Consider the following 16,379-nt stretch of genomic DNA (forward strand, 5'->3'; position numbering starts at 1 on the left):
AAGAATGAAGTCTTATAGAAAGGAAGTGAATGTATGAAGAAGTTATGTACGTGCGTATTTTTTGCGCTTATCTGCGGAACAGGCCTTGCCGCGATGACCGATATTTCCGCCCTGCCGGCAAATGTTTCGGGCAATACCTGGACATTTACCTACACGGTGGTTAATAGCGGCCTGGACGCCGGCATAGAAGAGTTTACTATACTTTTCGACCCGGAGCTATATTCAGTTATAGAGGCCGCCGCCGCTCATCAGCCCGCTGGCTGGGATCCGGCTGTCTGGCAGCCAAAACCGGCTACAGCAACTTTCGGAGGTTTTGACCTCTGGGCACAGGGCACACCGCCAATCGCCAAGGGCAACAGCGTTTCAGGCTTCAAGGTTACATTTAACTGGCTTGGCGAAGGCGAACCCGGAAGCCAGCCGTATGAAATTGTCGATGTAAATGATTTCGCAAACCCGCTTGAGCAGGGATATACAACAGTTGTCCCCGAGCCGATGACATTTACCCTTTTGGCCCTGCCGGCTGTTATAGCTGCGGCAAAAAAAAGAAAAGCATAAAAACGGCTTATTGTTCCGGCTAAAAACAGGCTGCTCAGCAGAAATAAAGGTTATTGTGCATTTTACTCAATGGCTTTAGCATTTATTGTGCAGTCTAAGTACCCTTGCGCCCTCATGTATTACTATCTCAAAAAACCATAAAAAAAATATAATTATGTAATATTTTCATGTCCTTAGACGACTATATATATATAAGCATTAAAAAAACTAATAATACAGCTGCTCAATGAGGTTGTTTGATCAACTACGAAAAAATAGTTAAAGAACACGGCGATTCGGTCTGGCGTTCAATACGCAGGTTTGTAGCTGACAAAGCGGATGCGGAAGACTGTTTCCAGGATACTTTTATGGATTTCCTGAGATACTCAAGAACCAGACACGTTTCCAACCCGCGGGGCCTGCTGCTCAAGATCGCTTTTAGACGGGCAATCGACAATGTCCGCCGCAGATATGAAACCAGCACTGTAGAATATGACGAGAACATACATTCAGCAGGCAATGACCAGGTTTTTAACAGCAGCGAGAGTGAGCTTTCAGATCAGCTGACAAAAGCTCTTGCCATGCTGAAACCGATTGAAGCCGAGGCGTTCTCTCTGCGATACCTTGACGAGCTAAGCTATAAGGAGATCGCGGAGACGCTCAAAATCAGCTCAAACCATGTCGGCGTGATTCTGGTGCGGGCAAAAGAGAAACTAAATGACATCCTGAATGCATATACTGGTGGCTAATATGGATAACTATGACAAACTAAAACAGGCCTCAAAGGCCTTAAAAGACAAAACCCCTACAGAGCCGCTCAGCCGCGACATCGTCGAGACGGCCCTGGGGAAGATGTACTCTTCCAGCCGCTGGTATCACAGGACAGTGGAACTGTTTTTCTCATGTAACCCATCCAAAATCGCGGCGGCGGCCTGTATAGCTGTTCTTATGCTGGCAGGTCTCTTTTTTGCTGCTTCACGGTTTGACCCTGCCTCTACCGCGTGGGCATCTGTCCAGCAGAACACAACAAAAGTGAATTTTGTAAGTTTTTATAAATTCGAGTTTGATAATTCAGTCTGCATTGATAACGAGCAGGGCTGGTACAAAGACGGAATCGTATATACCCGCTCGCCCGAAAAAGGCTTCTCAAGAGACGACGGCCAACTAAAAATGACATATAACGAGGACTTTTCACAGAAAAGCATCAGTGAGAGCGAGTTTCCGGAGATAGACAACCTAAATCAATACCGCGATTTCTTCGATTTACTCACAAAGGGTTTTCTGCGGTACAAAGCTGACGATATCGATGCCGCAGTTCCGGTTAACTGCGGAGATGATTTCCTGATATATCAATTCCAGGCATCTAAGACATATCAGGATATGTTTGAGCAGATCAATATTACAGTAGGCCGCAACTCACGCCTGCCGCTGATGCTCAAAATTACAGAAGACTCGGCCAGGGATAAATATCTGCTGTATATATTTGACTACACCCAGACAGCTATCCCCGGGGAGTCCGGATTTATGAGTTCTATGAACCGGCCTGCTGACAAGAAAATACAATGACTGTTAGATGATATTAGTGCGGAGGTCAAAATCCGCCCGTCAGAAAAATTACTTACTTCACACACAGAGGAGACATAAGAGATGCGCACATACAGAACACCGAAAAAGGCTTTTACACTGATTGAGCTGCTTGTAGTAATATCGATTATCGCCGTGCTGATGGGGGTTATGCTTCCCGCAATCTCGCGGGTTCGCGAAAGGGCCCGCCGCGTTGAGTGCATATCAAACATAAGGCAATGTCTGCTTATGGGGGGCATGTACGCAAGTGATAACAACCAAAAACTGCCTGTTGGTAACATCTGGGGAGATGAAACCAGGGAAGAAGGCTGGCTTGACGTAAGTTTCAAGATGGCCCTCACCCTTGCCGTGCAGTACGGCGCGACAGAAGAGATGGCGATGTGCAAATCATGGCATTTTGAGAAAGATCAGTATTTTTATGAGCCCCCCGCGGTTAATGATGAAAACTTCCGTGTCGGCGGCACGCGGCTCGGCTATAACTACTACGGTGCGCGTTTTGATCAGCCCGGGAGTATATACAGCCCGAAAATGGCGGACGGGAAAATATACAAATCCCCCTCCAAAATCTCTGACCTGGGAACGGAAAGATGTACCAGCCCGACACTTATGACCTGCTTTCACTGGGACAGCATCACCGCGGGCGGATCCTGGGGAGCCAAGATTCCACATACACGCGGCGGCAAGGGTGTTTACATTGAGCCAGGTTCAGATAAAATATCGCCCAAACCCGAAGGGCTGGTAATGGGCTTTCTGGACAACTCCGCTGCCTGGGTCAAATGGGAAAAGCTCGACTGGATAGAACAGGCCGGCACGAATCGGCTCTATTTCAGCCGGCACTAAACACTGCACACCTAAGACAGTGCCAGAGCCCCCATGCCTGCATCAAAACGGCTCTGATTGTTAGACCGGATACTAACTCGCAGTCTCAATGCGGTTATTCAAGCACGTATTCGCCGCCGGGTTTGAAATCGGGCAGTTTAGCTGTGTCGATCTCCTCGGGCATGGCGGCGAACAGCGGGCTCATATCTATTGTACACTCCGGCACTTCTACGCCGGCGGAGCTGATCCACCTGGCGGCGCGTTCACTGAGCATCTTTGCCGTTACCTCCGGGCTGTCCTTGCCTTGGGCGTTTTTTACAGGGGCGAACTCCTCTTCCCGCAGCGTTTCGAGGATAATTGACCTGCGTGCAAGCGGCAGGGCATCGAATACAAAAGTCTCGAGTTTAACGCCGTTTTCCTCTGCCGGCTCAGCCAACTCACCGTTTTCATTAAGACAGGGAATCTTCTTGACCGCCCTGTGCAGCGGCAGGCGGAAACTGCCGCCCTGGCATAGACGCTCCACAAACGAGCGGTTGATGATGTGAATGGCTATCGAGCCGAGCTCAAAACGCAGCGAACCATCGGGGTTTACCGCCGCGGCTTCATCTTCGGGCAGGTCTGAATACTCGATAACCGTTACCCGCCCGTCAACCAGGCAAAAGTTTCCGACCTTTTCAAGCGGCTCGCGTTTTTTGAGGGCTTTTGAAGACATCTCGGCGTTGCTTAAAGCGTGCAGGCCGATAAAAAGCGGGTCTATAATCTTTATAAGCGGGTTGTCCACCTGGAAATAGCTGATGTATTCAACACCGAATTTTGCCATGTGGGCACTCGCCCCGCTGCGGTGTAGAGCCTTGAGGCTGCCGCCGTGGCCGTCGGGCGATTTTGCCAGGCTTCCCTTGTCGGCCAGCAGGATTTTGCCGTCAAAATCAAAATTGGGCATGGTTCCCTGCATAAAGATAAACACCGTCTCCTCGCCCAGGCCGAACCAGCCGTTATCCTCGAAAAATTTGACTGTCGCGTCGTTGTTGAGCGGGCTGGTCATGATATACCACGGTATCACCGCGTTATACCTTCGCCGGGCGGCGAGGATGTTCTCTGCGAATATCTGGAACAGCGGCTTTTTCCTTATCGGGCTGACCGGATAACAGCCTTTGGGCCCGTCGTAGCCCAGGCGTGTGCCCTGGCCGCCGGCAACGACGAATGCGCCGACCTTGCCCTCGCTGATAAGCCGCCGGCCCAGCGTCCGTGCCTGGTCGGCTTCACGCGGGTTTGCCGGATAGTACGGCGCGGGTTTTAAATCGGAGGGGATTTGCCCCTGTTTGTTGTCAGTGACGTAATTCTGTATCCAGTCGGGGATGCTTTCAAAATCCAGCTCGGATAGCTCTGCAAGAAAAGACTGCTGCCCGGCCTGGGGCAGTTCGTCCCAGTATTTGAGCAGATGCTGCTGGTTTATTGATGATAATTTTTCCTGTATCTGTTCAAAGTTAAGCATGATAAATCCTTGAATTTTTCAAATCTGTTATCAAAACAGGCTTATTTAACTAAATACCCGCCAAAGGGTCAAGTAAAATCCATTTGCCGCGGACTTATGCCTGTAATTTAACCCCGACAGAGACGCCTCGAGCTGCATCGGGGCTTGCGTCTCTCTTCGCCTTAATAATCTGGAGAGGCGTGTGCTATACGTTTCCACTGGTGTTGCTGGTGCACCTCACGGCAAAGCCGGATACAAAACGTTTATTGACAAAAACACCGTGGTTATTATCCTTATATGATTATTGTAAATATAACACAAATAGAAACGGACATAAAATGACAGAAATAATAGTAGAACCTTCGGGCAAAATCATAAACTGTGAACCGGGACAGAAACTATCAGAGGCCCTCAGCCGGGCCGGTATTGATATCCCCATGCCCTGCGGCGGCGCGGGTACGTGCGGCAAATGCCTTGTGCGGATAATTGAGGGGCACAGCCAACCCCAGCCGGCAGAGACAAAACTGCTCACCAAAGAGCAGATCGCAATGAATTTCCGCCTGGCCTGCCAGACCACGGTTACAGGCGATATGCGGATACGCCTGACCGAAAGCAGAGACAGCCTGCCCCACCAGATACTCACTGACAGCAGCACAAACGGCCGGCGGCATATATTCGCAGCAGTTAAGAAGACATACGTCGAACTGCCGGAGCCGAGCCTGGAAGACGGCAGAAGCGATCTTCGCCGCCTGTGTGAGGCAGTATGTCAAAAAGACTGCAAACCGCCAAAGGTCGGGCTCAAAACCCTCCGCCGCCTGCCCGCTGTACTGCGTGAAGCTCAATTTAAGGGCACCGCGACAGTCTGCCAGAACAAGCTGATAGATTTTGAGCCGGGCGATACCACCGACAATTGCTATGGTGTCGCGGTTGATATAGGAACAACCACCGTTGCCGCGGCGATACTTGACCTCACAAACGGTGACCGTCTCGCGGTTGATTCGGCATTGAATCCGCAGGTAAAATGCGGCGATGATGTCGTCAGCAGAATCAACTACTGCGGCAGCGAGCCTGAAGGGCTCAAAACAATCCAGACACTGATTGTCAACTGTATGCGAACACTGATACAGAACCTCTGCGAAAAAACCGGAGTACAACCCGATAATATATACGAAGTTACCATCGCCGGCAACACGACAATGGAACAGCTTTTCACCGGAGTTGACCCGAAATCCATTGGGGAGATGCCGTTTGTCTCCACTTTTTCACGCGGGCTGCTGCTCGAAGCCGAGGATTTTGCCCTGCCGGTCAATGAAGCGGCCAGGGTGTACTTATTCCCCATTATCGGAGGCTTTGTCGGCGGCGATACCAGCGCGTGTATTCTCTCCAGTGAAATATACAACGAAAAAGAATGTGTGCTGATGGTTGATATCGGCACAAACGGCGAGATTATACTCTTAGCCGGCGGGAAACTCTACGCCGCCTCCACCGCGGCAGGGCCGGCACTCGAAGGTGCACGGATATCAAAAGGCATGCGGGCGGCTGCCGGCGCGATTGACAGGGTAAACATCGAAAATGACGACATCGCATTTACCGTTATCGGCGGCGCAGAGCCGGTCGGAATCTGCGGAAGCGCACTCATAGACGCCATCGCGATCCTGCTCGAGATCAACGTGATGAACCAGACCGGACAGATGATAAGCCCGGAAAACTCAGACGGGCTGCCTCCGAAAATCGCCGCACGCATAACAAAAGGCGATAACGGACAGTCTGAATTTCTGATAGCACAAACACCGCAGGGCGAGAAGATAACCCTGACACAAAAAGACGTTCGAGAGTTCCAGCTCGCGGTCGGGGCTATCCGCGCCGGCGTCAATATAATGCTCAAAAAAGCGGGCGTCGGGTTTGAAGATGTTTCAAAGATGCTCCTGGCAGGCGGCTTCGGCAGCTTTATCAGAAGAAGCCGCGCACAGAGAGCGGGACTGCTGCCGCTGGAGATTGACCGCGAAAAGATCGACTACATAGGCAACGCCTCGCTGGCCGGGGCAGAGCTGGGGCTGCTCTCAATAAAAGCACGCGATCTGATTGATTCTATCTGCGGTAAGATCGAACATATCGAGCTCTCACTCGACACCGATTTTCAGATGGAATTCGCCTCGGCTATGATTTTCCCGGGATAAGGGCAAAACTCACGCGGCAACACAAGCACCAACGGTGCGAAATATCATAGCATGGGGCAACGCCCTATGTTCAAACACGGAGGATACCCCCCTCGTAGGTCGGGCTTCCAGCCCGACACAAAAACACCGCCGGCGGCGGTGCGGGGGAGGGGGAATTGAGGGGATTGATTGGCCGCACAGGTTCCCAGGGCGTTGCCCCGGGCTAAGCTATCCAAGCCCTTCAGGCTTGAGAATATGCCGCGGACGTAGCTTAACGTTAAGATTATGCAGTTTTTCAGGATTGCACAAGATGTTGCGCATCAGCACCAAAGGTGCGAAATATCATACGATCTTGCTAACACAAGCACCAAAGGTGCGAAAGATCTTAGCATGGGGCAACGCCCTATGTGTATAGGCGGATCGCCTTTTCCCCCTCGCTCTGCCCCGCACCGCCGCCGGCGGTGCGGGGCAGGGGAAAATTGAGGGGATTGATTGGCCGCACAGTTTCCCAGGGCGTTGCCCTAGGCTAAGCTATCCAAGCCCTTCAGGCTTGAGAATATGCCGCGGACGTAGCTTAACGTTAAGATTATGCAGTTTTTCAGGATTGCACAAGGTGTTGCGAATCAGCACCAAAGGTGCGAAATATCATACGATCTTGCTAACACAAGCACCAAAGGTGCGAAATATCTTAGCATGGGGCAACGCCCTATGTGTATAGGCGGATCGCCTTTTCCCCCTCGCTCTGCCCCGCACCGCCGGCGGCGGTGCGGGGAGAGGGAAAATTGAGGGGATTGATTGGCGGCACAGGTTCCCAGGGCGTTGCCCCGGGCTAAGCTATCCAAGCCCTTCAGGCTTGAGGTATAATGAAATCCTTCCGGCGGTTTTCACGTTTGCACAGTTTCCTGCCGGCTTCTCTATTTTTTCCTGCGGTATTTTCGTTTTTTGCCGGTTTTTTTGGGGGTTGGGGAATTTGAGCCGGCGGAGGGGATGCTTTTTTCTATCTGGGGCATGTCTTTGAGCTCTTTGAGCCGGTCGCGGAGTTTGGCAGCGCGTTCGAAGTCCAGCTCTTGGGCGGCTTTTAGCATTTCCTTTTCGATCTCGGCGGCGGTGGCGGTGATGTCGTATTCGCTCTCGCTCATTGAAACGGCCTCGCGAGCGGTTTTCTGGGCGCGGAGTATCTCGGCGAGTCCCTTGCGTATCTCCTTGCGGATTGTCTCGGGGGTTATGCCGTGTTTTTCGTTATACTCGAGCTGTATCTCGCGGCGGCGGTTTGTCTCGTCAATCGCCCGTTGCATCGAGCCGGTCATGCGGTCGGCATAGAAGAGCACTCGAGAATCCACGTTTCTCGCAGCACGTCCTATTGTCTGTATCAGCGATGTTTCACTTCGCAGAAAGCCCTCCTTGTCGGCATCGAGTATCGCAACCATCATAACCTCGGGCAGGTCAAGCCCCTCCCGCAGCAGGTTGATGCCCACCAGCACATCAAAGCTGCCCATCCTCAATTCACGCAGTATATCAACCCGCTCCAGCGTATCAATCTCGCTATGCAGGTACTTGCAGTTGAAGCCCTGCTCTGCCAGGTACGCCGAGAGGTCCTCTGCCAGCCGCTTTGTCAGTACCGTAACCAGCACGCGGCCGCCCTTTGCCACGCATTCTCTGATTTCTTTTTCCAGGTGCTCAACCTGTCCTGTTGCCGGATAGACGAAAATCTGGGGATCAACAAGCCCCGTCGGGCGGATAATCTGCTCGACTACCTCGCCGCGTGAGGTCTCAAGCTCATAGTCGGCGGGCGTTGCCGAAACGAATATCACATTCTTGAGCTTTTCCTCGAACTCCCCGAACCGCAGCGGCCTGTTGTCCAGTGCGCTTGGCAGGCGGAAACCGTGATCGACGAGCACCTCTTTGCGGCTGCGGTCGCCGGCGTACATCGCCCGAATCTGGGAAACGGTAACATGCGATTCGTCGATTATCAGCAGGAAATCATCGGGGAAATAATCCATCAGCGTAAACGGTTTTGCCCCGGGCTTCTGGCCGGTCAGGTGGCGGGCGTAGTTCTCGATTCCGCTGCAGAATCCGACTTCCTGTATCATCTCCATATCGTAGCGGGTTCGTGCTTCAAGGCGCTGCGCCTCAAGCAGTTTGCCCTCGCGGCGCAGCTCCATCAGCCGCTGCTCAAGCTCTGTGCCTATAGACTCGACAGCGGACTCTATCCTGTCCGGCGGCATAACATAGTGCACCGCCGGATAAATAAACGCCCTGCTCTCGGAGGCCAGTACCTTGCCGGAGGTTGGGTTGATGTAGTGTATCGCCTCTATCTCATCGCCGAAAAACTCAATACGGTACGCGAACGATTCGTAAGACGGCCAGATCTCGATTACATCGCCGCGGACACGGAATGTGCCGCGTGCAAAATCCATGTCGTTGCGGTCATACTGTATGTCCGCCAGCAGGCCCAAAACATCGTCACGCTCGACATTATCGCCCACGCAAACGGCAACCATGCTGTTTTTGTAGTCTTCCGGCGAGCCTAAGCCGTAGATACACGAGACGCTGGAGACCACGATTACATCATCGCGGCTCATCAGGCTTGTCGTGGCGGATAGCCGCAGCCGGTCGAGGTCGTCATTGCGGCTGGCGTCCTTTTCGATGTATATATCTCTTTGCGGTATATAGGCTTCGGGCTGGTAATAGTCATAATAGCTGACAAAATACTCTACCGCGTTATCGGGAAAGAGTTCCTTGAATTCCTCATAGAGCTGCGCGGCGAGAGTCTTGTTGTGTGAGATGACCAGTGCGGGCCTGCCCAGCCGCTTGATGACATGCGCCATGGTGTAGGTCTTGCCGCTGCCGGTAACTCCGAGCAGAACCTGACCTTTTTTGCCCGCGATAACGCCGCGTACCAGCGAATCAATCGCGGCGGGCTGATCGCCGGCCGGTTCAAATTGTGAATGTATCCGAAAATCTGTCATAATGTGTTGATAAAAAACTCCAGCAACACAAGCATTATAATATACAGGTTCAAGAGACGCAAGCATTGCGCCTCTACGGCGGCAGAAATAAAATAAAAGAGCCGATCAAACTGACCGGCTCTTTTATAACATCTAATTATCTTGTAACCCCGTAGAACCTTTCATCATCGTTGTCAGGCCTTGAGCTGCGATTTAATCTTTTCGAGCAGCTCTTCACTTCGCCCCTTGGGGTATTGATACTTCGGCCAGCGGGTAAAGACACCGTCAGCCGGGTTTCGCGGTATTATATGAAAGTGAACATGGTCAACTTCCTGCCCTGCCGCGGCTCCGTTGTTGCATAGGATATTGTATCCGCTGCATCCAAGGCCCTTTATAACGGCGCTTGCCAGTAAGGGCAGCTTCGCGGCGAGCTTTGCAAGCACATCGGGGTTACTCTCATGCACCCGTGCACTGTGGGTCTTTGGTATAACAAGTATATGTCCGTCGCTTATAGGGTTTATGTCCATAAAAGCGAGAATGTCATCGTCCTCGTATATCTTGCCGCAGGGTATTTCGCCGGCGGCAATTTTACAGAAGATGCAGTCGGGTTCATACATTACTGAGTCTTTTTCTCCTCAGCTGCCTCCGGCTCTGGTGCCTGTTCAGCTTCGGTCGCGGGCTCCTGGGATTGTGCCGGCGCTTCTTCTGCGGCAGCTTTTTCAGCCTTTGGCGCTGCGGCGGGTTTTGCCTTTTTCTTTGGAGTTTTCTCTTCTTTGCCGCTGCCGGCTTCTACGAGCTGGAGCAGACAAAGCGGGCTGGCATCACCGATACGCCTTTTGGAGAGCTTTATAATACGGGTGTATCCGCCGGGCCTGTCGAGGTATTTGGGCCCGATTTCACTGAAGAGCTTTCCGATGACGGTGCCTTTTTTAACCATTTCTCCGTCAACATCCTCGAAAATTCCGCGGTCGTTGAGCAGAGCAATAGCACGCCGCCGCGCAGCCAGGTCGCCCTTCTTGGCAAGTGATATCAGCTTCTCGGCAAAGCGCCTGACCTCTTTGGCCTTGGGCACGGTTGTCGAAATGGTTTCGTGTTCGAAAAGCGAGCTAGCCATGTTACGTCGCATCGCAAGTCTGTGCTCGCTTGTCCTGCTTAAATGACGTCCTCTTACTTTATGACGCATTATCGTTTCCTTGTATCTATATCAGGTTTAGTAATCTATATCTGTCATACCCAGCGAAAGCCCGTAGTCTTCGAGTTTTCTCTGGATCTCACGAAGGCTGGTTTTGCCGAAGCTGCGAACCTTCAAAAGCTCCGCCTCGGTAAGTTTTACCAGCTCACCAACTGTATCGACCTTGATCGACTCAAGGCAGTTATTCGCACGAACGGAAAGATCGAGCTCATTTACAGACATCTCGAGTTTCTTGCGAAGCTCTTCGTCCATTTTTTCCTGCTCTTCTTTCTGATCGGTTATTACAACTTCCTCTTCGACAGTTTCTTCTCCAAGATCGGAGAACTGTACGAAGGGGTTAATATGCTTACGCAGAATCTTGGCCGATTCTACAAGCGCCATATCCGGCGAGGTAGAACCGTCGGTCCATATCTCGAGGATCAGTTTATCGTAGTTGGTACGCTGACCGACACGGGTATCCTCGGTGCGGTATCTTACACGAACAACGGGTGAGTAAATAGCATCTATCTCAATAAGTCCGTGTTCCTGTTCGTACCTGTCAGCCTCTGCGATACGTTCTCTTGCAGCCGAATAGCCGCGGCCCTTCTCGATGTTGAGTTCCATCTCGAACTCGACATCTTCTGTAAGGGTGGCGATCACCTGGTCCGGGTTGATTATCCGTACGGTGGAATCGCCCTCGATCATGCCGGCGGTAACTTCACCGGCCTTTTTGGCCTTAACGGTGAGAGTCTGGGGCACATCATTGTCCATGACAATGATAATTTTTTTGACGTTGAGGATGATATTGGTTACATCTTCAAGAACGCCGGTCAGGCTGCAAAACTCATGGTCGGCACCTTTTATCTTGACGCTGGTAACTGCTGCGCCCTCAAGGGACGATAGCAGAACACGCCTGAGGCTGTTTCCGATGGTTGTACCGAAACCGCGTTCAAACGGTTCGGCGATAAAGCGGCCGTAAGTCTCGTTTGAGACTTCCGGGTCCATTTCAAGTCTTGTCGGAAGTTCAAGACCTCTCCATATTATTCTCATAGTGGCCTCCGGTTTAACAAGGGTCTCAGCAGAATTTCATGGCCTATGAAACCTGCTCATCTGTTTACTTGCTTACAAAATTATATTCTATATTCCTGCAAACATCCGTTTTACGCTGCCCGGCTTATACGCGGCGGCGTTTACTCGGACGACATCCATTATGCGGCAGTGCCGTAACATCCTCAATCGAGGCGATCCTGATGCCGGCGGACTGAATGGCAGTAATAGCCGATTCACGCCCGGAACCCGGACCGTTGAGGCGGACTTCCACTTCGTTTACGCCGTGGCGTTTGGCCTTGTATGAGGCCTGTTCGGCGGCACGCTGTGCGGCGAAGGGGGTACTCTTACGAGAGCCCTTGAAGCCGACAGAACCGCCGGAGTCCTGGGAAATAGCCCCGCCTTCGGGGTCAGTGAACACGACAAGCGTATTATTAAAACTTGCCTTGATATGAACGATCGCCTTTGGGATGTTCTTTTTTACTCTGCGTCTTACACTTTTAGCCATTATAGGTTTATTCCTGTAAAAAACTTACTTATCTCGTTAACGCAATGCCTTAACGCTCTTCTTGCCGGCAACGGTTTTCTTACGTCCCTTACGTGTACGGGCATTACTCTGGGTATTCTGGCCCCTGACGGGCATTCCGCGGCGGTGGCGAAGACCCCTGTAGCATGAGATTTCCTTGAGACGGTTGATGCTCTGGGATACCTGACGCCTGTACTGACCGTCAACAACATAATCGTTGGTGATGATCTGCGCAATGCGGCTTACCTGGTCCTCTGTGAGGTCACCGGCTTTGATTGTAGGTTCTACTTCTGCTTTTTCGAGTATCTGGGCCGAAAAATGCTTACCAATACCCTGAATATAGGTCAAAGCGAAATATACCTGCTTATTATTTGGTATGTCAATACCTATTATACGAGGCATAGCAACTCCTGCTTAAATGTTAAATTATTATCCCTGCCTCTGCTTGTGGCGAGGGTCTGCTGAACAAATTACACGGACCACACCCTTGCGGCGTATGACCTTGCAGTTTTCACATATTCGTTTTACTGAGCTTCTTACTTTCATGATTATATACCTTTTATATATAAGCCTTTATATAAGTTAGAATCCTTAATCCAGAATCTGAAATTCCTAATTCTTAATTCTTAATTAAAAACCCTAACTCCTGAGAACGATCCTGCCTTTTGTAAGGTCATAAGGACTCATCTCAACAGTAACAGTATCACCGGGCAGAATCCTGATAAAATGCATACGCATCTTACCCGAAACATGGGCAATTATCTTATGCCCGTTTTCAAGTTCCACGCGGAATACCGCATTTGGCAGTGCTTCAAGCACCTTGCCTTCAATTTTTATAGCTTCTGATTTTGCCATGGTTTAATTCAAAGTTAAAACTTCGCATCCGTCTTTTACTACAGCGATAGTATGCTCATAATGAGCTGCCGGGCTGCCGTCTGCAGTAACGACAGTCCAACCGTCATTCAATGTTCGTATTTTATAACCGCCCAGAGTTATCATCGGCTCGACAGCGATAATCATACCCTGTTTAAGGGTAAAATCGCTCATATTCGAGCCCCAGCCGGCATAGTTTGGCACCTGCGGGTCGGCGTGAAGCTCTGTTCCGATGCCGTGGCCGACAAGGTCTCGCACAACCGAGCAGCCTGCACTTTCTGCGGCCTGCTGCATCTTAGCGGCAATCCTGCTCCATCTGATGCCCGGGCGTATCATTTCAACGGCAATATCGAGAACCTTTCTGGTAACATCCATCAGGTGCTGTTTATCACTGCTGACCCGGCCGATACCGAAGGTCGTGGCAGCGTCTCCGCAATAGCCGCCTCTTTTAACGCCGAAATCTACGCTGACAATATCGCCTTCAGCTAAAAGCCGCTTAGGAGATGGTATCCCGTGGACAACCTGCTCATTTATTGAAATACAGGTAACCGCGGGAAACGGTCTTACACCCGGCCCGCCGTCAACGCCTTTGAACAGGCCTACAGACCCGGTGTCTTTGAGTACCTGCTCGGCTATTTCATTTAGCTCTGCTGTACTCATGCCCAGGCGGGCAGTATTTTTCATTTTTGAAAGAACTTCGCCGACAATCATGCCGCTTTCTTTGACTTTGGCAATTTCTCTGCTGCTGCGGATAACAATCGCCATTTCAAATACTCAAACTTTCTACAAAAGCAGACACTCCCGATGCGACCTGGTCAACATTGAGACTGCCGTCTATCTTAGCCATTTTGACGCCTGTCTTTTCATAATACTCTATCACAGGAGCCGTACGCTCGTGATAGGTTTCGAGGCGTTTTTTTATAACATCCGGCTTATCATCGCTGCGCTGCACAAGCAGAGCTCCGTCACTGTCACAGTGACCGTCTCTTATGGGCCTCAGCGACAAGTCATCATAAACCCTGCTGCAAACCGGACATATTCGTCTTCTGCTTAGCCGGTCTATGACTCTTTCGTCGGCGACTTCCAGAACTATAACCGCCTCGACACTCAAATCCCCCTCGAGGGACTTATCAAGCTGCAAGGCCTGGTTCGACGTTCTGGGAAAACCGTCAAGCAGATAATTATACCCGCTTTTTACAATCGCGCCAACCATCATTTTAATAACTATTTCATCCGGGACTAACTGTCCCTGGTCTATATACTTTTTAGCAAGCTCTCCAAGCTCTGTTCCGGCATTCATTTCCACTCTCAGGATGTCTCCGCTGGAGAGGTGCGTAAGGCCGTATTTTTCAACAAGCCTCCTGCACTGGGTACCCTTTCCGGCACCGGGAGGACCTGTAAGAACTAAATTCACCGGGAGCCCTTGATCCTTCCTTTTGCGCTGAAACCTTGATAATTTCTCATGATAAGCTGCGACTCGATCCTTTGAACAAGGTCAAGAGAAACACTTACCACAATCAGAAGTCCCGTACCGCCCAGGAATGAAGCCACATTGGGCTCGATTCCGATAAAGGCACTTATAGCCTGGGGAACAACCGCGATAACCGCCAAGAAGGCAGCGCCGTAGAAGGTAATCCTGACCATAACGTTTTCGAGATAGTCAGCCGTGCGGTTGCCCGGACGCATACCGGGGATAAAACTTCCCGCGTCACGAAGACGTTTCGCCATGTCCTTGGGCTGGAACTGTATCGCCGTCCAGAAGAACGCGAACAGGAAGATACACACGATAAATATAAAATTATATGTAAAACGGTTGGGCCGGAACGCGTCATTTAAAAAGGCCGCGAAACCTTCAATAGACTGTATTCTGCCCATCCAGCTGAAAATAAACGTCGGGAACAGCATGAAACTTGAGGCAAAGATAATCGGCATAACGCCGCCCTGGTTTACACGCAGAGGTACATAATGCCTCATTCCGCCGTACATTCTGCGGCCTCGCATCATCTTGGCCTGCTGGATCGGAATACGCCGCTGGCCCTGGGTAATCAGGATCGTGCCGGCGATTACGAAAATGAATCCAAACAAAAGGAAACCGATTTTCAGCGGGCCGTACTCATCGGACTGAGCGCCGAACTGAAAGGTCGCCCTGTTGATGACCTGGGTTACAGCCCACGGCATACGTGAAAGGATACCTGCCATAATCAAAAGACTGATACCGTTTCCGATACCATACTCATCGATCTGCTCGCCGAGCCACATCAAAAACAGTGTACCAACGGTCATACCGACAATACCGAAAACAAAGGCCTGCATCCGCATTTCGGGATATATCGCCTCGCTTTTGGCGGTAAAATTCATTATGACAAATGCCTGAAACAGACACAGAGGCACCGTAAGGTATCTGGTGAACTCCTGTATTTTCTTATGCCCGGCCATACCTTCCTGCTTGAGGTTCTTAAGATACGGCCAAACCTCTCCAAGCAGCATCAAAATAATCGAAGCCGAGATGTAAGGCATAATACCAAGTCCAAACAGCGAGCTCTGGTTGAGAGTACCGCCTGTGAACATTGACATTGTGTCGGCCATTCTCTGGAACGGGCTCGAGGAGTCCGTATTCTGGCTCATTGCCTGGAGCTTGCCCTGATCGACACCGGCAACAGGAATATGAAAACCAATACGGTATATGCAAAGCAGAAACACCGTAAAGAGTATTTTGTTCCTGAGCTCCGGAACCTTAAAAGTATTTACTAACGCTTGAAACATAAGGAGTCCCTTTTTTTCTCAGTAATCAGGCTATAAGTACAGCGGTACCGCCGCATTGAGAAATCTTCTGCTCTGCGGATTTGCTGAACTTGTGAGCGCTGACATTAAGTTTCTTTGTCAGCTCGCCGTTGCCGAGTACTTTTACCTTGCTCTTGGTGCTGTCAATCAGACCAAGTTTAACCATCTGTTCTACGTTAATCTCCGCTCCGTCCTCAAAGAACTTTTCGAGCTGATTAACATTAATGATCTCGTATTTATGGGCAAAATTAAAGTTGCTGAAACCGACCTTGGGCAGCTTCCTGAAGAGCGGCATCTGACCGCCTTCGTAAACGTGCTTGCGTGAGTAGCCGGCACGAGATTTTTGTCCTTTATGTCCGCGGCCGGCAGTCTTACCGTGTCCGCTGCCCTGTCCGCGGCCAATCCGCTTACGGGCTTTATATTTTCCTGCTATTGCTGTTATTTCGTGACTTAACATAGTGAATCACCA

Annotated in this window: 18 protein-coding genes; 5 read left to right on the top strand and 13 right to left on the bottom strand. The window is 50.9% G+C overall.

Annotated elements, in window-relative coordinates; all coding sequences use genetic code 11:
* The first annotated feature begins 33 nt into the window (after nucleotides 1-33).
* The 4 genes from SMSP2_RS11825 to SMSP2_RS11840 all read left to right on the top strand — a co-directional run bounded on the left by SMSP2_RS11825 (nucleotide 34) and on the right by SMSP2_RS11840 (nucleotide 2,958).
* Nucleotides 34-555: a hypothetical protein gene (locus SMSP2_RS11825; RefSeq protein WP_146684253.1), complete on the top strand. Its 522-nt coding sequence runs from the start codon at nucleotides 34-36 to the stop codon at nucleotides 553-555.
* Nucleotides 556-791: 236 nt separating this feature from the next.
* Entirely contained in the window at nucleotides 792-1,283 is a 492-nt protein-coding gene (locus SMSP2_RS11830; protein ID WP_146684254.1) for an RNA polymerase sigma factor, read from the top strand.
* 1 nt (nucleotide 1,284) lies between these two features.
* Nucleotides 1,285-2,100, top strand: coding sequence for a hypothetical protein (locus tag SMSP2_RS11835; protein ID WP_146684255.1), 816 nt, complete (start codon nucleotides 1,285-1,287; stop codon nucleotides 2,098-2,100).
* An 81-nt stretch (nucleotides 2,101-2,181) separates the two neighbouring features.
* The gene (locus tag SMSP2_RS11840; RefSeq protein ID WP_146684256.1) at nucleotides 2,182-2,958 is read left to right on the top strand and encodes a type II secretion system protein; all 777 of its coding nucleotides are present in this window, start codon (nucleotides 2,182-2,184) and stop codon (nucleotides 2,956-2,958) included.
* Nucleotides 2,959-3,052: 94 nt separating this feature from the next.
* Here SMSP2_RS11840 and SMSP2_RS11845 read toward each other — a convergent pair whose 3' ends face one another.
* Nucleotides 3,053-4,429, bottom strand: a complete 1,377-nt coding sequence (locus tag SMSP2_RS11845; protein ID WP_146684257.1) for a UTP--glucose-1-phosphate uridylyltransferase — start codon at nucleotides 4,427-4,429, stop codon at nucleotides 3,053-3,055.
* Between the two features lie 317 nt (nucleotides 4,430-4,746).
* On the opposite strand from SMSP2_RS11845, the gene SMSP2_RS11850 reads away from it, so the two are divergent.
* The gene (locus SMSP2_RS11850) at nucleotides 4,747-6,585 is read left to right on the top strand and encodes an ASKHA domain-containing protein (RefSeq protein ID WP_146684258.1); all 1,839 of its coding nucleotides are present in this window, start codon (nucleotides 4,747-4,749) and stop codon (nucleotides 6,583-6,585) included.
* Between the two features lie 893 nt (nucleotides 6,586-7,478).
* On the opposite strand, the gene uvrB is transcribed toward SMSP2_RS11850, so the two are convergent.
* The 12 genes from uvrB to rplO form a co-directional block, all read right to left on the bottom strand.
* Nucleotides 7,479-9,533 carry an excinuclease ABC subunit UvrB gene (uvrB, locus tag SMSP2_RS11855; RefSeq protein ID WP_146684259.1) on the bottom strand — a complete coding sequence of 685 codons (2,055 nt, stop codon included), beginning with the start codon at nucleotides 9,531-9,533 and terminating at the stop codon, nucleotides 7,479-7,481.
* Nucleotides 9,534-9,706: 173 nt separating this feature from the next.
* Complete coding sequence (locus SMSP2_RS11860; RefSeq protein WP_146684260.1) at nucleotides 9,707-10,129, bottom strand: HIT family protein; 423 nt, start codon at nucleotides 10,127-10,129, stop codon at nucleotides 9,707-9,709.
* The gene (gene rplQ, locus SMSP2_RS11865; protein ID WP_146684261.1) at nucleotides 10,129-10,695 is read right to left on the bottom strand and encodes a 50S ribosomal protein L17; all 567 of its coding nucleotides are present in this window, start codon (nucleotides 10,693-10,695) and stop codon (nucleotides 10,129-10,131) included. Before rplQ ends, SMSP2_RS11860 begins: the two co-directional genes overlap by 1 nt.
* Nucleotides 10,696-10,722: 27 nt before the next feature.
* Nucleotides 10,723-11,733: a DNA-directed RNA polymerase subunit alpha gene (locus tag SMSP2_RS11870; RefSeq protein ID WP_146684262.1), complete on the bottom strand. Its 1,011-nt coding sequence runs from the start codon at nucleotides 11,731-11,733 to the stop codon at nucleotides 10,723-10,725.
* Between the two features lie 124 nt (nucleotides 11,734-11,857).
* Nucleotides 11,858-12,238, bottom strand: coding sequence for a 30S ribosomal protein S11 (gene rpsK, locus SMSP2_RS11875; RefSeq protein WP_146684263.1), 381 nt, complete (start codon nucleotides 12,236-12,238; stop codon nucleotides 11,858-11,860).
* Nucleotides 12,239-12,274: 36 nt separating this feature from the next.
* Nucleotides 12,275-12,658 (bottom strand): 30S ribosomal protein S13, encoded by a 384-nt coding sequence (rpsM, locus tag SMSP2_RS11880; protein ID WP_146684264.1) that lies wholly within the window; start codon nucleotides 12,656-12,658, stop codon nucleotides 12,275-12,277.
* Nucleotides 12,659-12,685: 27 nt separating this feature from the next.
* Nucleotides 12,686-12,802, bottom strand: a complete 117-nt coding sequence (gene rpmJ / locus SMSP2_RS11885; protein WP_146684265.1) for a 50S ribosomal protein L36 — start codon at nucleotides 12,800-12,802, stop codon at nucleotides 12,686-12,688.
* Nucleotides 12,803-12,895: 93 nt separating this feature from the next.
* Entirely contained in the window at nucleotides 12,896-13,111 is a 216-nt protein-coding gene (gene infA, locus SMSP2_RS11890; protein WP_146684266.1) for a translation initiation factor IF-1, read from the bottom strand.
* A 3-nt stretch (nucleotides 13,112-13,114) separates the two neighbouring features.
* Nucleotides 13,115-13,894, bottom strand: coding sequence for a type I methionyl aminopeptidase (gene map / locus SMSP2_RS11895; RefSeq protein WP_146684267.1), 780 nt, complete (start codon nucleotides 13,892-13,894; stop codon nucleotides 13,115-13,117).
* Nucleotide 13,895: 1 nt separating this feature from the next.
* A complete protein-coding gene (locus SMSP2_RS11900; protein ID WP_146684268.1) occupies nucleotides 13,896-14,543 on the bottom strand; it encodes an adenylate kinase in 648 nt (215 codons plus the stop codon).
* Entirely contained in the window at nucleotides 14,540-15,892 is a 1,353-nt protein-coding gene (gene secY / locus SMSP2_RS11905; RefSeq protein ID WP_146684269.1) for a preprotein translocase subunit SecY, read from the bottom strand. Before secY ends, SMSP2_RS11900 begins: the two co-directional genes overlap by 4 nt.
* 25 nt (nucleotides 15,893-15,917) lie before the next feature.
* Nucleotides 15,918-16,367: a 50S ribosomal protein L15 gene (gene rplO / locus SMSP2_RS11910; RefSeq protein WP_146684270.1), complete on the bottom strand. Its 450-nt coding sequence runs from the start codon at nucleotides 16,365-16,367 to the stop codon at nucleotides 15,918-15,920.
* Nucleotides 16,368-16,379: the final 12 nt, after the last annotated feature.

Source organism: Limihaloglobus sulfuriphilus, assembly GCF_001999965.1.
GTDB lineage: Bacteria > Planctomycetota > Phycisphaerae > Sedimentisphaerales > Sedimentisphaeraceae > Limihaloglobus > Limihaloglobus sulfuriphilus.

Coding starts and splice junctions, on each gene's coding strand:
- secY (WP_146684269.1), bottom strand. CDS start 15,892: ATGTTTCAAGCGTTAGTAAATACTTTTAAGGTTCCGGAGCTCAGGAAC.
- rplQ (WP_146684261.1), bottom strand. CDS start 10,695: ATGCGTCATAAAGTAAGAGGACGTCATTTAAGCAGGACAAGCGAGCAC.
- rplO (WP_146684270.1), bottom strand. CDS start 16,367: ATGTTAAGTCACGAAATAACAGCAATAGCAGGAAAATATAAAGCCCGT.
- SMSP2_RS11840 (WP_146684256.1), top strand. CDS start 2,182: ATGCGCACATACAGAACACCGAAAAAGGCTTTTACACTGATTGAGCTG.
- infA (WP_146684266.1), bottom strand. CDS start 13,111: ATGGCAAAATCAGAAGCTATAAAAATTGAAGGCAAGGTGCTTGAAGCA.
- SMSP2_RS11860 (WP_146684260.1), bottom strand. CDS start 10,129: ATGTATGAACCCGACTGCATCTTCTGTAAAATTGCCGCCGGCGAAATA.
- SMSP2_RS11825 (WP_146684253.1), top strand. CDS start 34: ATGAAGAAGTTATGTACGTGCGTATTTTTTGCGCTTATCTGCGGAACA.
- SMSP2_RS11835 (WP_146684255.1), top strand. CDS start 1,285: ATGGATAACTATGACAAACTAAAACAGGCCTCAAAGGCCTTAAAAGAC.
- SMSP2_RS11870 (WP_146684262.1), bottom strand. CDS start 11,733: ATGAGAATAATATGGAGAGGTCTTGAACTTCCGACAAGACTTGAAATG.
- rpsK (WP_146684263.1), bottom strand. CDS start 12,238: ATGGCTAAAAGTGTAAGACGCAGAGTAAAAAAGAACATCCCAAAGGCG.
- uvrB (WP_146684259.1), bottom strand. CDS start 9,533: ATGACAGATTTTCGGATACATTCACAATTTGAACCGGCCGGCGATCAG.
- rpmJ (WP_146684265.1), bottom strand. CDS start 12,802: ATGAAAGTAAGAAGCTCAGTAAAACGAATATGTGAAAACTGCAAGGTC.
- SMSP2_RS11845 (WP_146684257.1), bottom strand. CDS start 4,429: ATGCTTAACTTTGAACAGATACAGGAAAAATTATCATCAATAAACCAG.
- SMSP2_RS11850 (WP_146684258.1), top strand. CDS start 4,747: ATGACAGAAATAATAGTAGAACCTTCGGGCAAAATCATAAACTGTGAA.
- map (WP_146684267.1), bottom strand. CDS start 13,894: ATGGCGATTGTTATCCGCAGCAGCAGAGAAATTGCCAAAGTCAAAGAA.
- rpsM (WP_146684264.1), bottom strand. CDS start 12,658: ATGCCTCGTATAATAGGTATTGACATACCAAATAATAAGCAGGTATAT.